Source organism: Novosphingobium sp. TK71 (genome assembly GCF_055361505.1).
This window is the reverse complement of sequence record NZ_CM143962.1, coordinates 2,201,002-2,216,686: the sequence shown is the minus strand read 5'-3', so window position 1 is coordinate 2,216,686 and position 15,685 is coordinate 2,201,002. Positions and strand designations below refer to the sequence as shown.

24 protein-coding genes are annotated in these 15,685 nt (G+C 65.9%); 11 read left to right on the top strand and 13 right to left on the bottom strand.

The window, feature by feature from the left end; all coding sequences use genetic code 11:
- Window positions 1–252 precede the first annotated feature (252 nt).
- The gene (locus tag ACXJ16_RS10285) at window positions 253–729 is read left to right on the top strand and encodes a COG3650 family protein (protein ID WP_054436485.1); all 477 of its coding nucleotides are present in this window, start codon (window positions 253–255) and stop codon (window positions 727–729) included.
- A gap of 251 nt (window positions 730–980) precedes the next feature.
- Here ACXJ16_RS10285 and ACXJ16_RS10280 read toward each other — a convergent pair whose 3' ends face one another.
- The 3 genes from ACXJ16_RS10280 to ACXJ16_RS10270 all read right to left on the bottom strand — a co-directional run bounded on the left by ACXJ16_RS10280 (window position 981) and on the right by ACXJ16_RS10270 (window position 2,110).
- Window positions 981–1,289 (bottom strand): alkylphosphonate utilization protein, encoded by a 309-nt coding sequence (locus tag ACXJ16_RS10280; RefSeq protein ID WP_054436484.1) that lies wholly within the window; start codon window positions 1,287–1,289, stop codon window positions 981–983.
- A 51-nt stretch (window positions 1,290–1,340) separates the two neighbouring features.
- A complete protein-coding gene (locus ACXJ16_RS10275) occupies window positions 1,341–1,769 on the bottom strand; it encodes an OsmC family protein (RefSeq protein WP_054436529.1) in 429 nt (142 codons plus the stop codon).
- 110 nt (window positions 1,770–1,879) lie between these two features.
- Complete coding sequence (locus ACXJ16_RS10270) at window positions 1,880–2,110, bottom strand: DUF2061 domain-containing protein (protein WP_054436483.1); 231 nt, start codon at window positions 2,108–2,110, stop codon at window positions 1,880–1,882.
- A 147-nt stretch (window positions 2,111–2,257) separates the two neighbouring features.
- Between ACXJ16_RS10270 and ACXJ16_RS10265 the strand changes: the two genes are divergently transcribed.
- The 3 genes from ACXJ16_RS10265 (at window position 2,258) to ACXJ16_RS10255 (ending at window position 3,736) form a co-directional block, all read left to right on the top strand.
- Window positions 2,258–2,632 (top strand): hypothetical protein, encoded by a 375-nt coding sequence (locus tag ACXJ16_RS10265; protein ID WP_054436482.1) that lies wholly within the window; start codon window positions 2,258–2,260, stop codon window positions 2,630–2,632.
- 177 nt (window positions 2,633–2,809) lie between these two features.
- Window positions 2,810–3,121: a hypothetical protein gene (locus ACXJ16_RS10260; protein ID WP_054436481.1), complete on the top strand. Its 312-nt coding sequence runs from the start codon at window positions 2,810–2,812 to the stop codon at window positions 3,119–3,121.
- Between the two features lie 78 nt (window positions 3,122–3,199).
- The gene (locus tag ACXJ16_RS10255) at window positions 3,200–3,736 is read left to right on the top strand and encodes a hypothetical protein (protein ID WP_185998007.1); all 537 of its coding nucleotides are present in this window, start codon (window positions 3,200–3,202) and stop codon (window positions 3,734–3,736) included.
- 30 nt (window positions 3,737–3,766) lie between these two features.
- Here the strand turns inward: ACXJ16_RS10255 and ACXJ16_RS10250 are convergent, their stop codons facing one another.
- Window positions 3,767–4,255: a cupin domain-containing protein gene (locus ACXJ16_RS10250; RefSeq protein WP_463920626.1), complete on the bottom strand. Its 489-nt coding sequence runs from the start codon at window positions 4,253–4,255 to the stop codon at window positions 3,767–3,769.
- Window positions 4,256–4,349: 94 nt separating this feature from the next.
- Here ACXJ16_RS10250 and ACXJ16_RS10245 point away from each other — a divergent pair, with 94 nt between their 5' ends.
- Window positions 4,350–5,180, top strand: a complete 831-nt coding sequence (locus ACXJ16_RS10245; RefSeq protein ID WP_454796671.1) for a sugar phosphate isomerase/epimerase family protein — start codon at window positions 4,350–4,352, stop codon at window positions 5,178–5,180.
- A gap of 47 nt (window positions 5,181–5,227) precedes the next feature.
- On the opposite strand, the gene ACXJ16_RS10240 is transcribed toward ACXJ16_RS10245, so the two are convergent.
- A complete protein-coding gene (locus ACXJ16_RS10240) occupies window positions 5,228–6,817 on the bottom strand; it encodes a GMC family oxidoreductase (protein ID WP_185998860.1) in 1,590 nt (529 codons plus the stop codon).
- A 459-nt stretch (window positions 6,818–7,276) separates the two neighbouring features.
- Here ACXJ16_RS10240 and ACXJ16_RS10235 point away from each other — a divergent pair, with 459 nt between their 5' ends.
- Window positions 7,277–8,536: a dipeptidase gene (locus ACXJ16_RS10235; protein WP_463920623.1), complete on the top strand. Its 1,260-nt coding sequence runs from the start codon at window positions 7,277–7,279 to the stop codon at window positions 8,534–8,536.
- A 3-nt stretch (window positions 8,537–8,539) separates the two neighbouring features.
- Here the strand turns inward: ACXJ16_RS10235 and ACXJ16_RS10230 are convergent, their stop codons facing one another.
- From ACXJ16_RS10230 to ACXJ16_RS10195, 8 genes are all read right to left on the bottom strand, one after another.
- Complete coding sequence (locus ACXJ16_RS10230) at window positions 8,540–8,782, bottom strand: hypothetical protein (RefSeq protein WP_463920621.1); 243 nt, start codon at window positions 8,780–8,782, stop codon at window positions 8,540–8,542.
- A 185-nt stretch (window positions 8,783–8,967) separates the two neighbouring features.
- Window positions 8,968–9,174 carry a hypothetical protein gene (locus ACXJ16_RS10225; protein WP_054436527.1) on the bottom strand — a complete coding sequence of 69 codons (207 nt, stop codon included), beginning with the start codon at window positions 9,172–9,174 and terminating at the stop codon, window positions 8,968–8,970.
- 108 nt (window positions 9,175–9,282) lie between these two features.
- Window positions 9,283–9,723, bottom strand: coding sequence for a DUF1810 domain-containing protein (locus ACXJ16_RS10220; protein WP_185998002.1), 441 nt, complete (start codon window positions 9,721–9,723; stop codon window positions 9,283–9,285).
- Window positions 9,724–9,726: 3 nt separating this feature from the next.
- A complete protein-coding gene (locus tag ACXJ16_RS10215) occupies window positions 9,727–10,014 on the bottom strand; it encodes a hypothetical protein (RefSeq protein WP_463920619.1) in 288 nt (95 codons plus the stop codon).
- Between the two features lie 136 nt (window positions 10,015–10,150).
- Complete coding sequence (dapD, locus tag ACXJ16_RS10210) at window positions 10,151–10,987, bottom strand: 2,3,4,5-tetrahydropyridine-2,6-dicarboxylate N-succinyltransferase (RefSeq protein ID WP_054436475.1); 837 nt, start codon at window positions 10,985–10,987, stop codon at window positions 10,151–10,153.
- 216 nt (window positions 10,988–11,203) lie between these two features.
- A complete protein-coding gene (gene gmk / locus ACXJ16_RS10205; protein WP_054436474.1) occupies window positions 11,204–11,857 on the bottom strand; it encodes a guanylate kinase in 654 nt (217 codons plus the stop codon).
- A gap of 107 nt (window positions 11,858–11,964) precedes the next feature.
- On the bottom strand, window positions 11,965–12,444 hold the full coding sequence (locus ACXJ16_RS10200; protein ID WP_185998000.1) for a hypothetical protein: 480 nt from the start codon (window positions 12,442–12,444) through the stop codon (window positions 11,965–11,967).
- A 34-nt stretch (window positions 12,445–12,478) separates the two neighbouring features.
- Window positions 12,479–12,988 (bottom strand): SspB family protein, encoded by a 510-nt coding sequence (locus ACXJ16_RS10195; RefSeq protein ID WP_054436472.1) that lies wholly within the window; start codon window positions 12,986–12,988, stop codon window positions 12,479–12,481.
- Window positions 12,989–13,176: 188 nt separating this feature from the next.
- Between ACXJ16_RS10195 and hisB the strand changes: the two genes are divergently transcribed.
- Genes hisB through ACXJ16_RS10170 form a run of 5 tightly spaced genes read left to right on the top strand, consistent with a single transcriptional unit; the run spans window position 13,177 to window position 15,682 of the window.
- Window positions 13,177–13,779, top strand: a complete 603-nt coding sequence (hisB, locus tag ACXJ16_RS10190) for an imidazoleglycerol-phosphate dehydratase HisB (protein ID WP_324698189.1) — start codon at window positions 13,177–13,179, stop codon at window positions 13,777–13,779.
- Window positions 13,779–14,072: a YciI family protein gene (locus ACXJ16_RS10185; protein ID WP_054436470.1), complete on the top strand. Its 294-nt coding sequence runs from the start codon at window positions 13,779–13,781 to the stop codon at window positions 14,070–14,072. Before hisB ends, ACXJ16_RS10185 begins: the two co-directional genes overlap by 1 nt.
- Complete coding sequence (hisH, locus tag ACXJ16_RS10180) at window positions 14,069–14,707, top strand: imidazole glycerol phosphate synthase subunit HisH (protein WP_054436469.1); 639 nt, start codon at window positions 14,069–14,071, stop codon at window positions 14,705–14,707. Before ACXJ16_RS10185 ends, hisH begins: the two co-directional genes overlap by 4 nt.
- Window positions 14,708–14,711: 4 nt before the next feature.
- The gene (gene hisA, locus ACXJ16_RS10175) at window positions 14,712–15,440 is read left to right on the top strand and encodes a 1-(5-phosphoribosyl)-5-[(5-phosphoribosylamino)methylideneamino]imidazole-4-carboxamide isomerase (protein ID WP_054436468.1); all 729 of its coding nucleotides are present in this window, start codon (window positions 14,712–14,714) and stop codon (window positions 15,438–15,440) included.
- The gene (locus tag ACXJ16_RS10170) at window positions 15,437–15,682 is read left to right on the top strand and encodes a hypothetical protein (RefSeq protein WP_054436467.1); all 246 of its coding nucleotides are present in this window, start codon (window positions 15,437–15,439) and stop codon (window positions 15,680–15,682) included. Before hisA ends, ACXJ16_RS10170 begins: the two co-directional genes overlap by 4 nt.
- The last annotated feature ends 3 nt before the right edge of the window (window positions 15,683–15,685 follow it).

Genomic DNA, 15,685 nt, shown 5'->3' with positions numbered 1-15,685 from the left:
CTCGCACCATCGTCGCAATGGAATTACTTGCCACCGGTGTTGCGTTTACTGCATCTGCTGAAAATTCCCCGCCAAGTGATGATGTTAGCGCTATCGTAAAATGAGCCCGGCGTTCTCGGAGCCGAAAATTTCAACGATTCCGCATGGGACCGGCGTTCTCTTTCGGCCGAATCATCTCAGAGGCCGAATGTCGGGGCGGTTTGCGAAGGCCGGCGATTGCGTCTTTTGCGGTGGGCCGATAGATATCGCGCCATGGAAGTGACCCGTGCTGCCCTGCAGCGTATCGCGCTTGGCCTGATGTCGAGCATCGTCCTTGCCGGGTGCCATGGCGGCAACCATGCGAAGGACATGCCTGGCGACGCTGACGATCACGCGCCGTTTCATGCCATTTCGGCGGAAGATCACGTTCGCTTCACCGGGACCGAGCCGTTTTGGGGCGGGGATGTCTCGGGAACCCGGATGACCTATTCCACGCCGGAAAATCCCGGCGGCGATGTGATCGAGGTCAGCCGCTTCGCGGGCCGTGGCGGTCTATCGTTCAATGGTGAGGCGAAGGGCGTGCAGATGACGCTGGCGATTACGGCGGGCTCTTGCAGCGATGGAATGTCGGATCGCCGCTATCCCTTCGTGGCCATGCTGAAGATCGGGGAAGAAACGCGCAGCGGCTGCGCCTGGACCGATCGTCAGCCGCCTATCGGCGGTGAAGGCTCGGCTGCGGGCAGGCCCTGAGCCTGCCGCCCGGCCCGGGCGCCGGAACCATCGGTGCCGGCAACTTGCGAATCCGGGCTGGTTGAATCTCCGCTACCCGTATCCGTACCGGCAGGCAGGCACGCGCCAGCCAGAGCGCCGAGGGTAACGGCGGCGGCGATCGCACCCAGAACATTCGTCGACATCGGCAATGGCGTTCTCCGCTTTCCCTCTCGCTATGGTTGAACGCGGGGAAACGCGGGCTGTTCCGTGGTGCGATCGCCTGAGGGGCCTTATCGCTTGCGCACGAACTCGGCGCGCAGCACGAGGCCCTTGATGCCGGGATACTTGCAGTCGATCTCCTGGGCATCGCCGGTCAGGCGGATGGACTTGATGAGGGTGCCCTGCCGAAGCGTCTGGCCGGCGCCCTTTACCTCGAGATCCTTGATGAGCGTGACCTGGTCACCATCGGCCAGAAGGTTGCCGACGGCATCGCGCACCTCGACCGCATTCTCGGCGGCGCGCTTCGCCGCAAGTTCCGATGCGGGCAGCCATTCGCCGCTTTCCTCGTCGTAGACGTAATCCTCGTCGTCGCCTGCCATGGTGGTCCTTCCGGTTGGGAAGCCCGCCATGGCAGGGACGGGATCGGAGTTCTAGCCTTCGAGCGACTTTTCGAGGGTGATCTCGCAGTTGAAAAGTTTCGAGATCGGGCAGCCGGCCTTGGCTTCGTCAGCCAGCTTCTCGAACTCTTCCGCGCTGATCCCGGGAATGCTGGCCTTGAGCGTGAGCGCCGATTTGGTGACGGCGAAGCCGCCGTCGGCACTGTCGAGCGTCACGGTGCACTGGGTGTCGAGCGTGCCGTCCGCATAGCCGGCCTTGGCCAGGGCAAAGCTCGTGGCCATGGTGAAGCAGGCGGCATGCGCGGCGGCGATCAGTTCTTCCGGGTTGGTGCCGGGCTGCCCTTCGAAGCGGGTGCCGAAGCCGTAGGGCTGTTCGCTGAGGACGCCGGAACGCGTGGTGATCGCGCCTTTGCCCTCCTTGCCGAGGCCGAGGTAACGGGCGGAAGCGGAATTCGTGGTCATCCGGGTGTCCTTTTCCAGTGTTCGCAGAAGGGGGGTATGCTTCGGATCGGCCAACGCGGCCGGCCCGGACCTGTTCCCGATTCGCGAAGCGGCGAGGACCGATCCGGTGCTCAGGCGGGGTGAAGCGCCCTTGCGGCCACGTTTTCCACGTTAGCGGATGCAGCATCGACCCGCTTCCAGGCACGCTCGTGGAACCAGAAGGCTACTGCGTTGATGCAGGGTTCGACAAGCGCGATACCACCCGCAAGCGCCAGCGATCCCGTCATTGCATAGGCAACCGTGAAGCCCACCGTCAGATGAAGGCACAGGTAGGTCAGGGTCTTGGCAAGATCACGAGGCATGACGAATTCCTTTCGCAGTGCAAAATATCGGAATTGCGCGGGTTACGGCCAATGATCGCTTCCGATTTCTTTGATCGGCTGCTATGCATGACCAACAATAAGGACGGACCACAATGAGGGTATCGTCCATGGGAAGAGGATGCTGTCATGGAGAAGTTCCTGGCAACATTGCAGGCTGGACTTGTCCTGTTTGCCGTGGCCTGGTCGGGCGTAGGCTCGGCCAGCGATACGGGTCGCCAAGCTGGCGATCTGAACGGCGCGGATACTGCCGCAATGTCGTCCGATGAGATGACGGGTGCTTACTTCATGCGGGATACCCTGGTTCCCCGAGCGGACGATCTCGCTCTTATCCAGCGCAAACCGGCGCTGTACGTTGCCAGCTTCAACGATGGCATGGCGACAGTGGCCTATTCGCTGGCGGAAGGGCGGATCGTCTATCGTGTGGTTTCAGGGACAGTGGACGATACTGCGCGTGACGCCATCGATCACGCACTCGTCAGGTTGCAGCGCAAGCTGGCCTGACAACAGGGAGTAATGCCGGGCGGAAACGCCAAGGCCGAGGGAAAGGGAGAAGGTCAAGGCGCGTCGGGCCACAGTCCGTCGCGCCTTGATGCCGTTCGGCCTGATATTTCCCGAAATGAACGTGACTTATGCCGCCCGCCTGCTGGACCGGATTGATGCGCCGCAGCATAAGGAAGCATGGAATTCGTTCACCAGTATGAGCGCGCGATCACCTGGATCGTTGCCCAGTGTCCCGCGCCGGACAAGTTCGCCCACACTTATGCGGGGCTGACGATCTGGTTGCTCACTGCGATACTCCTCAAGAAGAAGCTCAGCTCGAACTGGCCGCTCGCCGTGGTGGTGCTGGCGGAACTGGGGAACGAATATATCGACCGGCTCGCCCATGGCTCCTGGTCCTGGCACGACACGATCGGCGACGTGATCGCCACACTGTTCTGGCCCTTCGTCATTTCCTTCGCGATGCGCCTGCGGCCTGCCATTCGCGGCTAGGTTATTGCCGCCGCCCCGGGAAAGAGGGATGCTCCGCCGGGAATCGAAGCCGATCACAGCGGCGAAGGAGAGAGCCCGATGCGGAATCGAAACTGGCGTGTGGCGGTGGCAGGCGCCGTGCTTGTCCTGATGGCGGGCTGCAAGGGCGGCGCTGAGCCCGGCCCGGGCGCTTCGCCGACCATTTCGCCGACCATGTCGGAAGATGCTTCGCCCGCCGCCGTCGAGGCGACCGAGGCGGTAGACTCCGGCGCGCCCGACAGTCTCTCGGTCTATGTCGGCAAGTATCCGCTCGACAAGGTGGGTGCGTACGGCTTCTTCGATCACCCCAAGGTGCAGGAGGGCGTGACCCGTGCCGTCACCGATCCTCGCGTGGCCGGGGCTATCGCGGCGATGGAGGGGCCGGTCGGCCCGGTCCTGCGCAAGGATAACGACATTGCCGCCTCGCGGTGCGAATTGCACAACTGCGGGGCGCACAACTACGCCGTCCACGTCGATGCGACGACGAACGAGGTCACTTCGGTCTGCTATTACGACGAAAAGGCCGGGCCGATCGCCACCTGGTACAAGCCCGATGGCGCAAAGGTCAGCGAAGGAGGGGGCTGCTCCGTCGGGTGAACCGGCGCTGGATCATCGGCCCGCCTCGCTTCACCCGGATGCCGTCTGGCCGGGCTCCCATTCGGGCGCGGCCAGTTCGAAACCGCCGAAGTGGAAGCCCGGCGACACCACGCAGCTTACCAGCGCCCAGCCGCCCAGCGGCTCAGCAGCCTGCCAGTGCCCGGTGGGAACGAGCAGTTGCGGCGCTTCGCCCCGGAGCAGATGCCCTCCCAGCACATGGCGCTGCACCGGGCCGGTGTCCGCCGGGGCGATGGAGAGGGCGATGGGCGCTCCGGCGTGCCAGAACCACAGTTCCTCCCCGTCTACCCGGTGCCAGTGCGAGCGCTGGTGGGCTTCCAGCAGGAAATGGATGGCGGTGGCCAGCGGCCGCCCGCCTTCCGCGGTGGAGGCCAGCGCAGCCGCGGTCACGGGCGCCGTCCAGGTCCGGCCGTACCAACCGCCTTCGGGGTGAGGCTTGAGCCCGAGCCGGGCGATCAGTTCGGCGGCTTCTCCGTTCGGTTCGGCGACAGGGGGTGTCATCGTGGCCTTTCGTCTGATGAAGGGTTCGCGGCTACCCCAATGAAGGCTATTCAGGACGCCTTCACAACCCCTCAACAGGTTCAAGGATTCGATCATGCCCCATCCTCTCGGCATCGACATGCGCACGGTTGCGGGCATGGGCCCGGTCGAACACGTGCGGCTGGCCGCCGAACTGGGATGCAAGGCGGTTTCCATGAACCTTGAGCAGGCGCCCGGGCCGCAGGGTTATCCCGCCTGGTCCCTGCGCGAGGATGCCGGGCTGCGGCGCGAGGTGAAGGCGGCGCTGGCCGATGCCGCGATCCGCATCGGGCTGGGCGAAGGGATCGGTGCCGATATCGGTGTCAGTATCGGTGAGGGCGACAATCTGCGAGCGCCGGAGGACCATGCTGCCGACATGGATATATTCGCCGAACTGGGCACGCGCCGGATCGGCGTGCGCGACGGTGGGCTGGAGCGGGATCGCGCTTTCGACACCATGGCGCGCTTCGCGGAAATGGCGCGGGAGCGCAACATGGACTTCGGTTTCGAGTTTTCGCCGGGCATGACCGTGCGAAACCTCAAGGGCGCGCTGGATCTGGTGCGGCATATCGGCGGGGACCGGGTGAGCGTGACCGTGGATGCCCTGCATTTCTTCCGTTCCGGCGGTGCTGCGCGCGAATTGGCCGAACTGGATGCAGCGCTGATCGGGCATGTCCGGCTCTGCGATGCTGCGCTCAACGGAACTGGAGCCCCCTCTTCGGAAGCGCGGGACAGCCGCCTCATTCCGGGCGAGGGCGAATTGCCCCTGCGCGAATTCGTCGACGCCCTGCCGCGCGGCAAGACGCTTGGCCTGGACCTTTCGCTGCCGCAGGCCGCGCTCGGCGTGGAGGCGGCGCGGGACTATCTGGTCGAGGTCGTGACGCGGACCCGCGCGCTGCTGGCCTGAAACGCTGTTGGTTTGAAACGTTGTTGGTTTGAAACAGGGCCGGGCCGTCAGGCGCGGCGGTCCGCGAGGATCATTTCCGCGCCTTTTTCCGCGATCATCATCGTTGGCGCATTGGTATTGCCCGAGGTGATCGTGGGCATGACCGAGGCGTCGATCACCCGCAGCGCGCCAACCCCCATGACCCGCAGCGCGGGATCGACCACGCGGCCCATGGCCGCAGTGCCGACGGGGTGGAAGATCGTCGTCCCGATCGCACCCGCAGCCTCGCGCAGTTGTTCCTCACTGGCGAAGTCCGCACCCGGTCGCAGTTCTTGCGGCAGGTAGCGGGCGAGGGCAGGGCGGTTCACGATCTCGCGCGTCAGCCGGATCGACTGGGCGGCAACCGCGCGGTCTTCCTCGGCGGCGAGATAATTGGGCCGGATGCTGGGCGCCGTTGCCGCCTCTCCAGCCACGACATGGGTGGAGCCGCGGCTTTCGGGGCGCAAGTTGCAGACGCTGGCGGTGAAGGCGGGAAAGGGATCGAGCGCGCCGCCGAAGGCCTCGAGGCTGAGCGGCTGCACATGATATTCGAGGTTCGGCGTCGCGTAGCGGGCATGGCTGCGGGTGAAGACGCCGAGCTGGCTCGGGGCCATGGCCATCGGCCCGCTGCGGCGCAGGGCATATTCCATGCCGATCAGCGCCTTGCCGAAAAGATTGGCCGCCCGCTGGTTGAGCGTGGCGACACCGGAGACCCGCCACGCGCAGCGCAGTTGCAGGTGGTCCTGAAGGTTCTCGCCCACGTCGGGCAGGTTCTGCACGGGCGCGATGCCGAGCGCCGATAGCCGCTGCGCATCGCCCACGCCGCTGCGTTCGAGGATCGCCGGGGAGCCGATCGCTCCGGCCGCAAGGATGACCTCGCCGCTCGCACGCGCCACTCGAGCCTCGCCGCCGCCGAGGCTGTAGGCCACGCCCACGGCGCGCCCCTGCTCCAGGATCACCCGGTCCACCAGGGCCCCGGTCTCGACCTTGAGATTGGCGCGGCTGCGCACCGGCTTGAGGAAGGCGTCCGAGGCGCTCCACCGCCAGCCCCGGCGCTGGGTGACCTGGAAGAACCCCGCACCCTCGTTGTCGCCCCGGTTGAAGTCGGCCACGGCGGGGATGCCCTGCTGCGTGCAGGCCTCGCGGAAGGCTTCGAGGATGTCCCAGCGCAGCCGCTGTTTCTCCACGCGAATCTCGCCGCCGGCGCCGTGGAATTCGCTTGCCCCTTCGTAATGGTCTTCGGCGCGCCGGAAATAGGGGAGCACGTCGTCCCAGCCCCAACCGGCATTGCCGGCCTGCTGCCAGTGGTCGTAATCGGCAGCCTGTCCGCGCATGTAGATCATGCCGTTGATCGAGGACGAGCCGCCCAGCACCCGGCCGCGCGGATAGCGCAGAGTGCGCCCGTTGAGCCCGGCTTCCGCTTCGGTGGAGAGGCACCAGTCGGTGCGCGGGTTGCCGATGCAGTAGAGGTAGCCCACCGGCACGCGGATCCAGATATAGTCGTCCTTGCCGCCGGCCTCCAGCAGCAGGACGCGGTTTCGCGGATCGGCGCTCAGCCGGTTGGCGAGCACGCAGCCCGCACTGCCGCCGCCCACGACGATGTAGTCGAACTCTCCCATTTCCAAGGGCTAGGCTGCCGTTTCACGTGGATCAAGCGTTCGCGGGAACTGGCGTGAAACCCGCTCCGGCGATGCCTTGGGGCGGCCTCTGTCCGGGGTTCCCGCCCCGGATTGTTAAATTTCTGAAACGCTCTGTCATTGCGGCCCGCATTGACGAATACACCAGCCCACGAACGTAGCATCGCGAGTTAGAGAATGGCGTCTCGGCGCCATTTTTGACAGGAGCCGCCGGTGCTTGGGAAAGATCGTCGTCGGGGGGCGAACGATCGGTCCGGGGCGTGAGCACGATACTCGGTGTCGGGCTCGGGACACGCTTCCGCCGGCGGCTCATTGCATTTCTCGGCGCATTCCTCAGCGCATCGCACTTTCGGGAAATGTCGTAAAAGCCCGGTCAGCCTCTTGCGCGCGGATGCGTGATCGATTCTCCTGCCGCGCAGATCGTTCACAGGGGTAATGACGATGCGGCAGGGATATTGGCTGGCAGGTGCGGCGCTGGCCTCCATCTGGGCGACGGGCGCTATCGCGGCGCCTTCTCCCGAACAGGTGGCCGAAGCCGCACTGCGCGCCGCGCCGGTGTGGGACGGGCACAACGACGTTCCCGAGCAATTGCGCGATCGCCGCAAGGACATGCTGGCGGGCTTCGACTTCCGCGACACCGCGAACACGGCCGGCGACGGACGCGCCGCCATGCAGACCGATCTCTTGCGCCTGCGCAAGGGCCGGGTCGGCGCGCAGTTCTGGTCGGTCTACGTCTCTGCCGAGCTTGACGAACCGCACGCAGTACAGGCGGTGCTGGAGCAGATCGACGTGGCGAAGCGGCTGATCGCGGCCAATCCCGGCGCGATGCAGTTTGCGCAAAGCAGCGCGGATGTCGAAAAGGCGATGAAGGCGGGCCGGATCGCCTCGCTGCTGGGCATGGAGGGCGGCCATTCGATCGGCGGGTCGCTCGGGGTGCTGCGGCAGATGTATGCGCTGGGCGCCCGCTATCTGACGCTCACCCATTTCCGGAATACGGCCTGGGCCGACAGCGCCACCGATGCACCCGCTCATGACGGTCTTACCGATTTCGGGCGGGACGTGGTGCGTGAGATGCAGCGGATCGGCATGTTGGTCGATCTCAGCCACACCAGCGCGGCGACGATGAACGATGCGCTGGATGTAGCCGGGGCGCCGGTGATCTTCAGCCATTCCAATGCCCGCGCGGTGAACGGCCATGCCCGCAACGTGCCGGATGACGTGCTGGCGCGGCTGGCGGCGAACGGCGGGATCGTCATGGTCAATTTCTATCCGCCATACGTGGTGGAGGCCACGCGGCAATGGCAGGCGGAAAGGGCCGGCGAGAAGGCGCGGCTGGCTTCGCTCCACGTGGGCGATCCGGCGGCGGCCGATGCGGCGCTGGCGGCGTGGGAGCACGCGCACCCCATGCCGCGCGGCTCGCTGCGCGACGTGGCGGACCATCTCGAACATGTCATCAAGGTGGCGGGCGTGGATCACGTCGGCCTCGGCGGCGATCTTGACGGCGTGGAGACCACGGTAGCGGGGCTGGATGATGCTTCCACTTATCCCGCGCTATTCGCCGAGCTCGCACGGCGGGGCCATTCGCAGGCGGATCTGGAGAAGATCGCCAGCCGCAACATGATGCGCGTGATGAAGGCCGCCGAGGCATATGCGGCCGCCCACCGCGGCGATCCGCCGATCGAATCGCCTACGGTTTTCTAGGGGCTAATGCCCCATCCGGCTCTCCTCGATCGGTGCCTGCTGGCCAGCCGAGATCGGCTGCTCCACGCCGGGGCGCTGCCAGAGGCTGGTCGAGAACCAGAGGATCGAGATCGCCATGATGAAAATGGCGAAGATCGCGATCAGCATGTGAGACAGCTTGGGCGACGTGCCCGCATGACTGTTGCCCGGTGCATTGCCCTGCACCGTGGCCACGCGCGATTCAGCATATTCGGTATCCGGTCCCATCCAGATTTCCTCTCTCCACCCGGAATCGGGCGCTTCGGCCCCCACGTTCCCGCAAGCCCTGATCGGCATGCATGCGCGGAGTGTCCGGAGAGGAGATCACCGCAAGCTGCCGCGGCTGTCAACCTTTCGTGACTTTCAGGCAATGTGCGGCCGGGCAATGTGCGGTGCGAACGGCCCGCTGGGCATCAGCTACCCAGGGCGTGCTCTTCCGCCGTGACCGGATGTCCCTGCGGCGGGGCCTGATCCCACCATGCCCGCGAAATCCATATTGCCGACATGGCCAGTATGGCGAGAAGCAGGCTCGCGATCAGGACGTATCGCACGATATGGGGCGTACTGCCCGAGCGCGCCTCGTCCTCGTCCAGATGAACTTCATCGCCAATGCGTTGCATGGTGGCTCTCCCGTCGGCCCGGCGGCGTCTGGGCCACATTGCATTACGGGCCGGAAAAGATAACGCGTCAGCACGCCCGGAGTTCCCGCAAGGAAGCGGGTGTCGGGCCTAGGGTAAATCCCTCGATGAGGAGCCGAGGCCGAGCAGGCGCAGGGTGCGCTCGTCGCGGCGGCCCTGGCAGAAGGCATCAAGGGCGTGGGCATGGCGTTCGCCGCCGCCGGCCGCCTCGAACAGCGTCATGGAACTGCCGAACTTCAACGCGTCCAGTTCGCCCAGTATGGCAGAGGCGCTGCGCTCTCCTGCCCAGCCGAGCATTGCATCGGTGCATTCGCCAAGCCGGGCGCCAAGCAGCGGATGGGCAAGATAGGCTCGTGCTTCCGTGAGCCCGGAGAGCGCGTAATACCGCGAGGTCTCGCTTGATCCGAGGCCGGCAAGCTGCGGAAAGACGTACCAGATCCAGTGGCTTTGCTTCACCCCGCGCGCGAGTTCCGAAGTGACGGCGGCGTAGTCCCGCCGCTGGGCCTCGACGAAGCGGTCAAGCCCGCTCATGGATCAGCGGGAGGGTGGAAGTTGCGGCGCATCCGGGGCCTGGGCGCCGGGCTGGTCCTGCGGGTTGGCCTCTCCGTCCCGCACGGCTGCCGCGGTATCCGCGTCGCCGCCGGTGCTTTGGGGGGCCTGCACCGATCCGGTGATCCAGATCGCGGAAAGCGCCACGATCGCCAGCGCCAGGCTGACGAGCAGGACATAGCGCATCACGTTCGGCGCCGAACCGGCGCGCGCATCGGTCTTGTCGATATGAATTTCCTCGCCCGGTCGCTCCATGCCTGCATCTCCCGTCATGCCGGCGCGGGCCGGCTGCTTCAGGTCAACGCCTCATGGCCGGGGCCGTTCCGTGCAGCAGGGCACAGATGCGCGAAGGGGCCGGATGCGCTGGCATCCGGCCCCTTCGGCTGTTCCTGCGTTGCGGCCGGTTGGATCAGTCGCGCAGAAGCTCGTTGATGCCGGTCTTCGAGCGGGTCTGCGCGTCCACGGTCTTGACGATCACGGCGCAGTAGAGCGACGGGCCGGGGGTGCCGTCGGGCAGGGGCTTGCCGGGCAGCGAGCCGGGAACGACTACCGAGTAGGGCGGAACCTTGCCGATGTGGACTTCGCCGGTTGCACGGTCGACGATCTTGGTGGAGGCGCCGAGGAACACGCCCATCGAGATCACCGCGCCTTCGCCGACGACCACGCCTTCGGCCACTTCCGAACGGGCGCCGATGAAGCAGTTGTCCTCGATGATGACCGGGCCGGCCTGCAGCGGTTCAAGCACGCCGCCGATGCCGACGCCGCCCGAGATGTGCACGTTCTTGCCGATCTGCGCGCAGGAACCGACGGTGGCCCAGGTGTCTACCATGGTGCCTTCGCCAACGTAGGCGCCGATGTTCACGAAGCTCGGCATCAGCACGACGCCCTTCGAAATGAAAGTGCCGCGGCGGGCGACGGCGCCCGGAACCACGCGGAAGCCGGCCTTGCGGAAGTCGTCCTCGGCCCAGCCGTCGAACTTCACGGGCACCTTGTCGAACGCGGGCGCGCCGCCGGCGCCGTGAGCGACGGGGGCGTTGTCATTGAGGCGGAACGAGAGGAGCACTGCCTTCTTCAGCCACTGGTTGACCTTCCAGCCACCGTTGCCGTCGGGCTCGGCGACGCGGGCAGCGCCCGATTCGATCAGGCCCAGCGCTTCGTCGACGAGCTTGCGCACGTCCGCGCTGGCGGGGGTGACGGTGTCGCGCGCTTCCCAGGCGGCTTCGATCGCGGTTTCGAGTTCGGACATGTTCGCGTCTCCAGAAAGTCGGCCAAAAGGCATGTTTGCAGGCGCGCCTAGAGGGTGGGAACCGGCGCGACAAGCAGGAAGGATGCGGCGGCTATAAGCACCGCACAGGAAAGTATCGGAAGTTCATGGCGCTGAACGGAAAGTGCGCGCTGACGCATTTTCCGTTCGGACACTTGTTCGAAAATCCACCCCGGCGGATGCCAGGGGCGTGCTCGATCAGGGCGCCATCAATTCGCGGACGAAGCCGATCAGGCCGGTCTGGCGGGCGCGGCGCATGCGCTCGGCGTCGAGAATCGTCTTCACCTTCTCGAAGCAGTGGTCGATGTCATCGTTGACGACGACATAGTCGTACCCGTCCCAGTGGCTGATTTCCGAGCGGGCGCGTTCCATGCGGGCGGCGATCACGTCCATGCTGTCGGTGCCGCGGCCGGTCAGCCGGCGGCGCAGTTCATCGATGCTGGGCGGCAGGAGGAACACGCGCACGACGTCGCGTTCCAGCTTCTGGTAGAGCTGCTGGGTGCCCTGCCAGTCGATGTCGAACAGATAGTCCTGCCCGTCCTTGAGGCCGGCCTTCACTTGCGCTTTCGGCGTGCCGTAGGAATTGCCGAAGACGGTTGCCCATTCGAGGAATTCCTCGTTTTCGACCATCTGGTCGAACTGGGCCTGGCTGACGAAGTGATAGTCCTTGCCGTCCACTTCGCCGGGACGGGGCGTGCGCGTGGTGCAGGAAACCGAATTGCAGATATGCGCATCGTGTTCGAGCAGCATACGCGAGATCGTCGTCTTCCCCGCGCCCGAGGGGGAGGACATGATGAGCATGAGGCCGCGCCGGGCAAGGGGGCCGGCGGGATTGTCCGGAGAGTTGACCATGTGCCCCGATGCCGATGACCGGCGCGCAAATCAAGGGGTGACGTGAGCGGCCGGGGGTGCTGCGGCGCTACCGGGGATAAAGGTTCGGCAATTCCTGGCGCGCCGGGTCAGGCGCCGAGGTCGGGCACCAGGTCCGATTCGCCTTCGCCCTCTTCGGCCATGTCCTGGATCTCCGCTTCCCCCCGCGCGCGCTGCTTGCGGGCCTTGCTGCGTTCGTAGAGCGTCTTTGCGGCAAGGCCGCCGATCACCAGGGCGGCGCCGGGGGCGGAGCCCATGGCGACACGGGCTATCGCGGTATGGAGCATCGACTGGGCGAACGAGCGCCCGCGCAGGATGTCCTTGGCCTTCGCCGGGGTATAGCGCTTGCCGAGCAGCGCATGTTCGACCGCGCGGCGCGCGATGGCGGTGCCGCCGCGCAGGGCGATGTCGGCAATGGCAAGGTTGGTGGCGGTGTTCGGGCTGGGGCCGCGCAGGGTAACGGCCTTGTCGCGGGCCCTGGCGGCGGTGTTCTTCACCGCCGTTCCGGCCTTGCTCACACCGTTGCCGATGCCTTTTCCGACTTTCCGGGGAACAGTGGTGACGCCCATGGACCTTGCTTTCCCGGGCCTTGTCCCGCCCGCTTTACTTCTTCTTGCCGAAATCGACCGAAACGACGTTCGATCCGTCGTCGCTGGGAATAATGCGCGAGGCGACGTCGCGTTCCGTGGCCGAATCGTTCTCGGGGTGGCCGGCGAGATCGTCTTCGTCCTCGTCGTCCGTCACGGCCTGGAACTGGAGGCCGAAGTCCACCGCGGGGTCCACGAAGGCGGTGATCGCCGAGAAGGGGATCACCAGCTTGGACGGCATCTGGTTGAAGCTGAGGCTGACCGTGAAGCCATCTTCGCGCACTGCGAGATCCCAGAACTTGTTCTGGAGAACGATGGTCATTTCGTCGGGGAAGCGGGCTCTCAGCTCTCCGGGAACCGACACGCCGGGCGCACCCGTCTTGAAGGTTATGTAGAAGTGGTGAGTACCCGGAAGGACGCCGCCGGCGTCTTCGACCTGGCCAAGCACGCGGCCGACAACGGCGCGCAGGGCCTCCTGGACGATTTCGTCATAGGGGATCAGGCTGTCTGGTGTCGTATCGTTCATCGCGCCCTAGGTGCTCATGGTTCCTTGGTCGGTCAAGCGTGTTAAAGCGTAAAATAGCACGCCCCGACGGGTTTTCCCTAGGTCGTTTCGGAAAAGGACGACCGAAGATTACCTCAGGAACGCTTTTCGCGCACACTTGGTGCCGGGTGGAATTGATTCCCCGGCGTACCGGGCTATAGGCGCATGCCATGCGCACCGCCTCGATCAACCGCAAGACTCACGAGACCGACATCGCCGTGGAGGTCAACCTCGACGGCACCGGAGCCTATCAGGTCTCCACCGGGATCGGTTTCCTCGATCACATGATCGAGCAGTTCAGCCGCCATTCGCTGATCGACATTACCTGCCGGATCAAGGGCGACCTCCACGTCGACCAGCATCATACGACCGAGGACAGCGCCATCGCCATCGGCCAGGCCATCAGCCAGGCGCTGGGCGACCGCGCCGGGATCGGCCGCTACGGCGACGTCCATTCGCCGATGGACGAGGCGCTGAGCCGCGTTTCGCTGGATATCTCGGGCCGCCCGTGGCTGGTCTGGAAGGCCGGTTTCACGCAGGAGAAGCTGGGCGAGTTCGACACCGAGATGGTCGAGCACTGGTTCCATTCGATTTCGCAGGCCGTGGGCATCACCCTGCATATCGAGCTTCTCTACGGCACCAACAATCACCATATCTGCGAGGGTATCTTCAAGGGCTTCGCGCGCGCCATGCGCAGCGCGGTGGAGCTCGATCCGCGCAAGGGCGGGGCAATCCCCTCGACCAAGGGCATTCTCGGACAGGACACGCTCTGATGGCCAGCTTCATCATCTCGCTTCGCTACACCGCTCCGATCGAGGACGTGGACGGCCTGCTGGCCGATCATGTCGCCTGGCTGCGGGCCAACCACGCCGAAGGCCGCTTCCTGGGCTGGGGCCGCAAGGTTCCGCGCGAAGGCGGCATCATTCTCGCCCGGGGCGACAGCATCAACGAAGTCGAGATCCTGGCCGCCAGCGATCCCTTCGTGGCGGGCGGGGTCGCCGAAGTCGAAGTGATCGAATGGGCGCACGGCTTCCTCGACGACAGCATCGCCGGTCTGGCCGGATGACCGGAGGCCGCCCGACCCTGGCGCTGATCGACTACGGCGCGGGCAACCTCTATTCGGTGGCCAACGCGCTGCGGGCGGCCGGAGCCGAGGACGTGGCGATCACCGCCGATCCCGCCGTGGTGCGCGCGGCGGACCGCATCGTCCTTCCCGGCGTGGGCTCGTTCCGCGCCTGCGCCGAAGGGCTCTGGGGCATTCCCGGCATGGTCGAGGCGATGGCCGAGCGGGTCCATGTCGGCGGGGCGCCGTTCCTCGGCATCTGCGTGGGCATGCAACTGCTCGCCACCCAGGGCCTCGAACACGGGGTGACGCGGGGGCTGGACTGGATCGGCGGGCAGGTCCGGATGATCGAGCGTACCGACCCCCACATCAAGATCCCGCACATGGGCTGGAACGATGTCCTGCTCGGCCGCAAGGACCCGGCGCAGGGGCTGATCGAGCCCGGCGAGGCCTATTTCCTGCACTCCTACCACTTCCAGCCCGATGACGGTGCGCATGTGGCGGCGATGACCGACCACGGCGGCGGCCTGGTGGCGGCGGTGGCGAAGGACAATGTCGTGGGCGTGCAGTTCCACCCCGAGAAGAGCCAGGCCTACGGCCTCGCGCTGCTGACCCGTTTCCTCGAATGGAAGCCCTAGAATCATGATCGTTTTTCCCGCCATCGACCTCAAGCAGGGTCAGGTCGTGCGTCTCGCCGAAGGCGATATGGACCGCGCCACCGTCTATGGCGACAATCCCGCCGCGCAGGCCATGCTCTTTGCCGAAGCGGGCTCGCAGCACCTGCATGTCGTCGATCTCGACGGTTCCTTCGCGGGTCGGGCCGAGAACCGCGAAGCGGTGGAAGCCATCCTCGAGGTGTTCCCCGGCCACGTCCAGCTTGGCGGCGGCATCCGCACGCCCGAGGCGGTGGCGGGCTGGTTCGACCTTGGCGTCAGCCGCGTGGTCATGGGCACGGCGGCGCTGAAGGACCCGCAGTTCGTCAAGGACATGGCGAAGGCCTATCCCGGCGGCATCGTCGTTGCCGTGGATGCGCGCGACGGCATGGTCGCCACCGAGGGCTGGGCCGAAGTCTCCGACGTCTCGATCGTCGACATGGCCCGCCGGTTCGAGGATGCGGGCGTGGCCTCGCTGCTGTTCACCGATATCGGCCGCGACGGGCTGCTCAAGGGCGTGAACATCGATGCCACCGTCGATCTTGCCCGCCGCACCGACCTGCCGGTCATCGCCAGCGGCGGGGTGAAGGGGCTGGACGACATCCGCCTGCTCTCGCTCCATGCGAACGACGGCATCGAGGGCGTCATCACCGGGCGCGCGCTTTACGACGGCCGGCTGGACCTTGCGGCGGCGATCGCCATGGCTGAAAAGGCGTGAACGAGAACCGCCTCGTCGCGGGTCTGGCGCTGGCCATCCTCGTGCCGGGCGCGGTCATGGCCCTGGGCGATTTTCGCAAGGGCAAGGCGCGCCTGATGCTGTTCAGCCGGGCACGCTCGAAAGTGGAAACCTCGCTGGCGGAAAATTCGCGCAAGTTCTGGGCCTACTCCGCCTTCAACCTCGCGGTATGCCTGATGGTCGGGGTGTTCTGCGTGCTGCTGTTCCTGAAGCCCGAGGAGTGAGCT

What these genes read in the sequence shown, in the direction of transcription:
- ACXJ16_RS10245 (WP_454796671.1), top strand. Translation starts at nt 4,350, where the DNA reads ATGCCCCATCCTCTCGGCATCGACATGCGCACGGTTGCGGGCATGGGC.
- ACXJ16_RS10195 (WP_054436472.1), bottom strand. Translation starts at nt 12,988, where the DNA reads ATGAACGATACGACACCAGACAGCCTGATCCCCTATGACGAAATCGTC.
- ACXJ16_RS10275 (WP_054436529.1), bottom strand. Translation starts at nt 1,769, where the DNA reads ATGACCACGAATTCCGCTTCCGCCCGTTACCTCGGCCTCGGCAAGGAG.
- hisA (WP_054436468.1), top strand. Translation starts at nt 14,712, where the DNA reads ATGATCGTTTTTCCCGCCATCGACCTCAAGCAGGGTCAGGTCGTGCGT.
- ACXJ16_RS10255 (WP_185998007.1), top strand. Translation starts at nt 3,200, where the DNA reads ATGCGGAATCGAAACTGGCGTGTGGCGGTGGCAGGCGCCGTGCTTGTC.
- ACXJ16_RS10200 (WP_185998000.1), bottom strand. Translation starts at nt 12,444, where the DNA reads ATGGGCGTCACCACTGTTCCCCGGAAAGTCGGAAAAGGCATCGGCAAC.
- ACXJ16_RS10240 (WP_185998860.1), bottom strand. Translation starts at nt 6,817, where the DNA reads ATGGGAGAGTTCGACTACATCGTCGTGGGCGGCGGCAGTGCGGGCTGC.
- ACXJ16_RS10280 (WP_054436484.1), bottom strand. Translation starts at nt 1,289, where the DNA reads ATGGCAGGCGACGACGAGGATTACGTCTACGACGAGGAAAGCGGCGAA.
- ACXJ16_RS10270 (WP_054436483.1), bottom strand. Translation starts at nt 2,110, where the DNA reads ATGCCTCGTGATCTTGCCAAGACCCTGACCTACCTGTGCCTTCATCTG.
- ACXJ16_RS10220 (WP_185998002.1), bottom strand. Translation starts at nt 9,723, where the DNA reads ATGAGCGGGCTTGACCGCTTCGTCGAGGCCCAGCGGCGGGACTACGCC.
- ACXJ16_RS10230 (WP_463920621.1), bottom strand. Translation starts at nt 8,782, where the DNA reads ATGGGACCGGATACCGAATATGCTGAATCGCGCGTGGCCACGGTGCAG.
- ACXJ16_RS10250 (WP_463920626.1), bottom strand. Translation starts at nt 4,255, where the DNA reads ATGACACCCCCTGTCGCCGAACCGAACGGAGAAGCCGCCGAACTGATC.
- ACXJ16_RS10225 (WP_054436527.1), bottom strand. Translation starts at nt 9,174, where the DNA reads ATGCAACGCATTGGCGATGAAGTTCATCTGGACGAGGACGAGGCGCGC.
- gmk (WP_054436474.1), bottom strand. Translation starts at nt 11,857, where the DNA reads ATGGTCAACTCTCCGGACAATCCCGCCGGCCCCCTTGCCCGGCGCGGC.
- ACXJ16_RS10265 (WP_054436482.1), top strand. Translation starts at nt 2,258, where the DNA reads ATGGAGAAGTTCCTGGCAACATTGCAGGCTGGACTTGTCCTGTTTGCC.
- ACXJ16_RS10260 (WP_054436481.1), top strand. Translation starts at nt 2,810, where the DNA reads ATGGAATTCGTTCACCAGTATGAGCGCGCGATCACCTGGATCGTTGCC.
- ACXJ16_RS10185 (WP_054436470.1), top strand. Translation starts at nt 13,779, where the DNA reads ATGGCCAGCTTCATCATCTCGCTTCGCTACACCGCTCCGATCGAGGAC.
- ACXJ16_RS10215 (WP_463920619.1), bottom strand. Translation starts at nt 10,014, where the DNA reads ATGACGGGAGATGCAGGCATGGAGCGACCGGGCGAGGAAATTCATATC.
- dapD (WP_054436475.1), bottom strand. Translation starts at nt 10,987, where the DNA reads ATGTCCGAACTCGAAACCGCGATCGAAGCCGCCTGGGAAGCGCGCGAC.
- hisH (WP_054436469.1), top strand. Translation starts at nt 14,069, where the DNA reads ATGACCGGAGGCCGCCCGACCCTGGCGCTGATCGACTACGGCGCGGGC.
- ACXJ16_RS10285 (WP_054436485.1), top strand. Translation starts at nt 253, where the DNA reads ATGGAAGTGACCCGTGCTGCCCTGCAGCGTATCGCGCTTGGCCTGATG.
- hisB (WP_324698189.1), top strand. Translation starts at nt 13,177, where the DNA reads ATGCGCACCGCCTCGATCAACCGCAAGACTCACGAGACCGACATCGCC.
- ACXJ16_RS10235 (WP_463920623.1), top strand. Translation starts at nt 7,277, where the DNA reads ATGCGGCAGGGATATTGGCTGGCAGGTGCGGCGCTGGCCTCCATCTGG.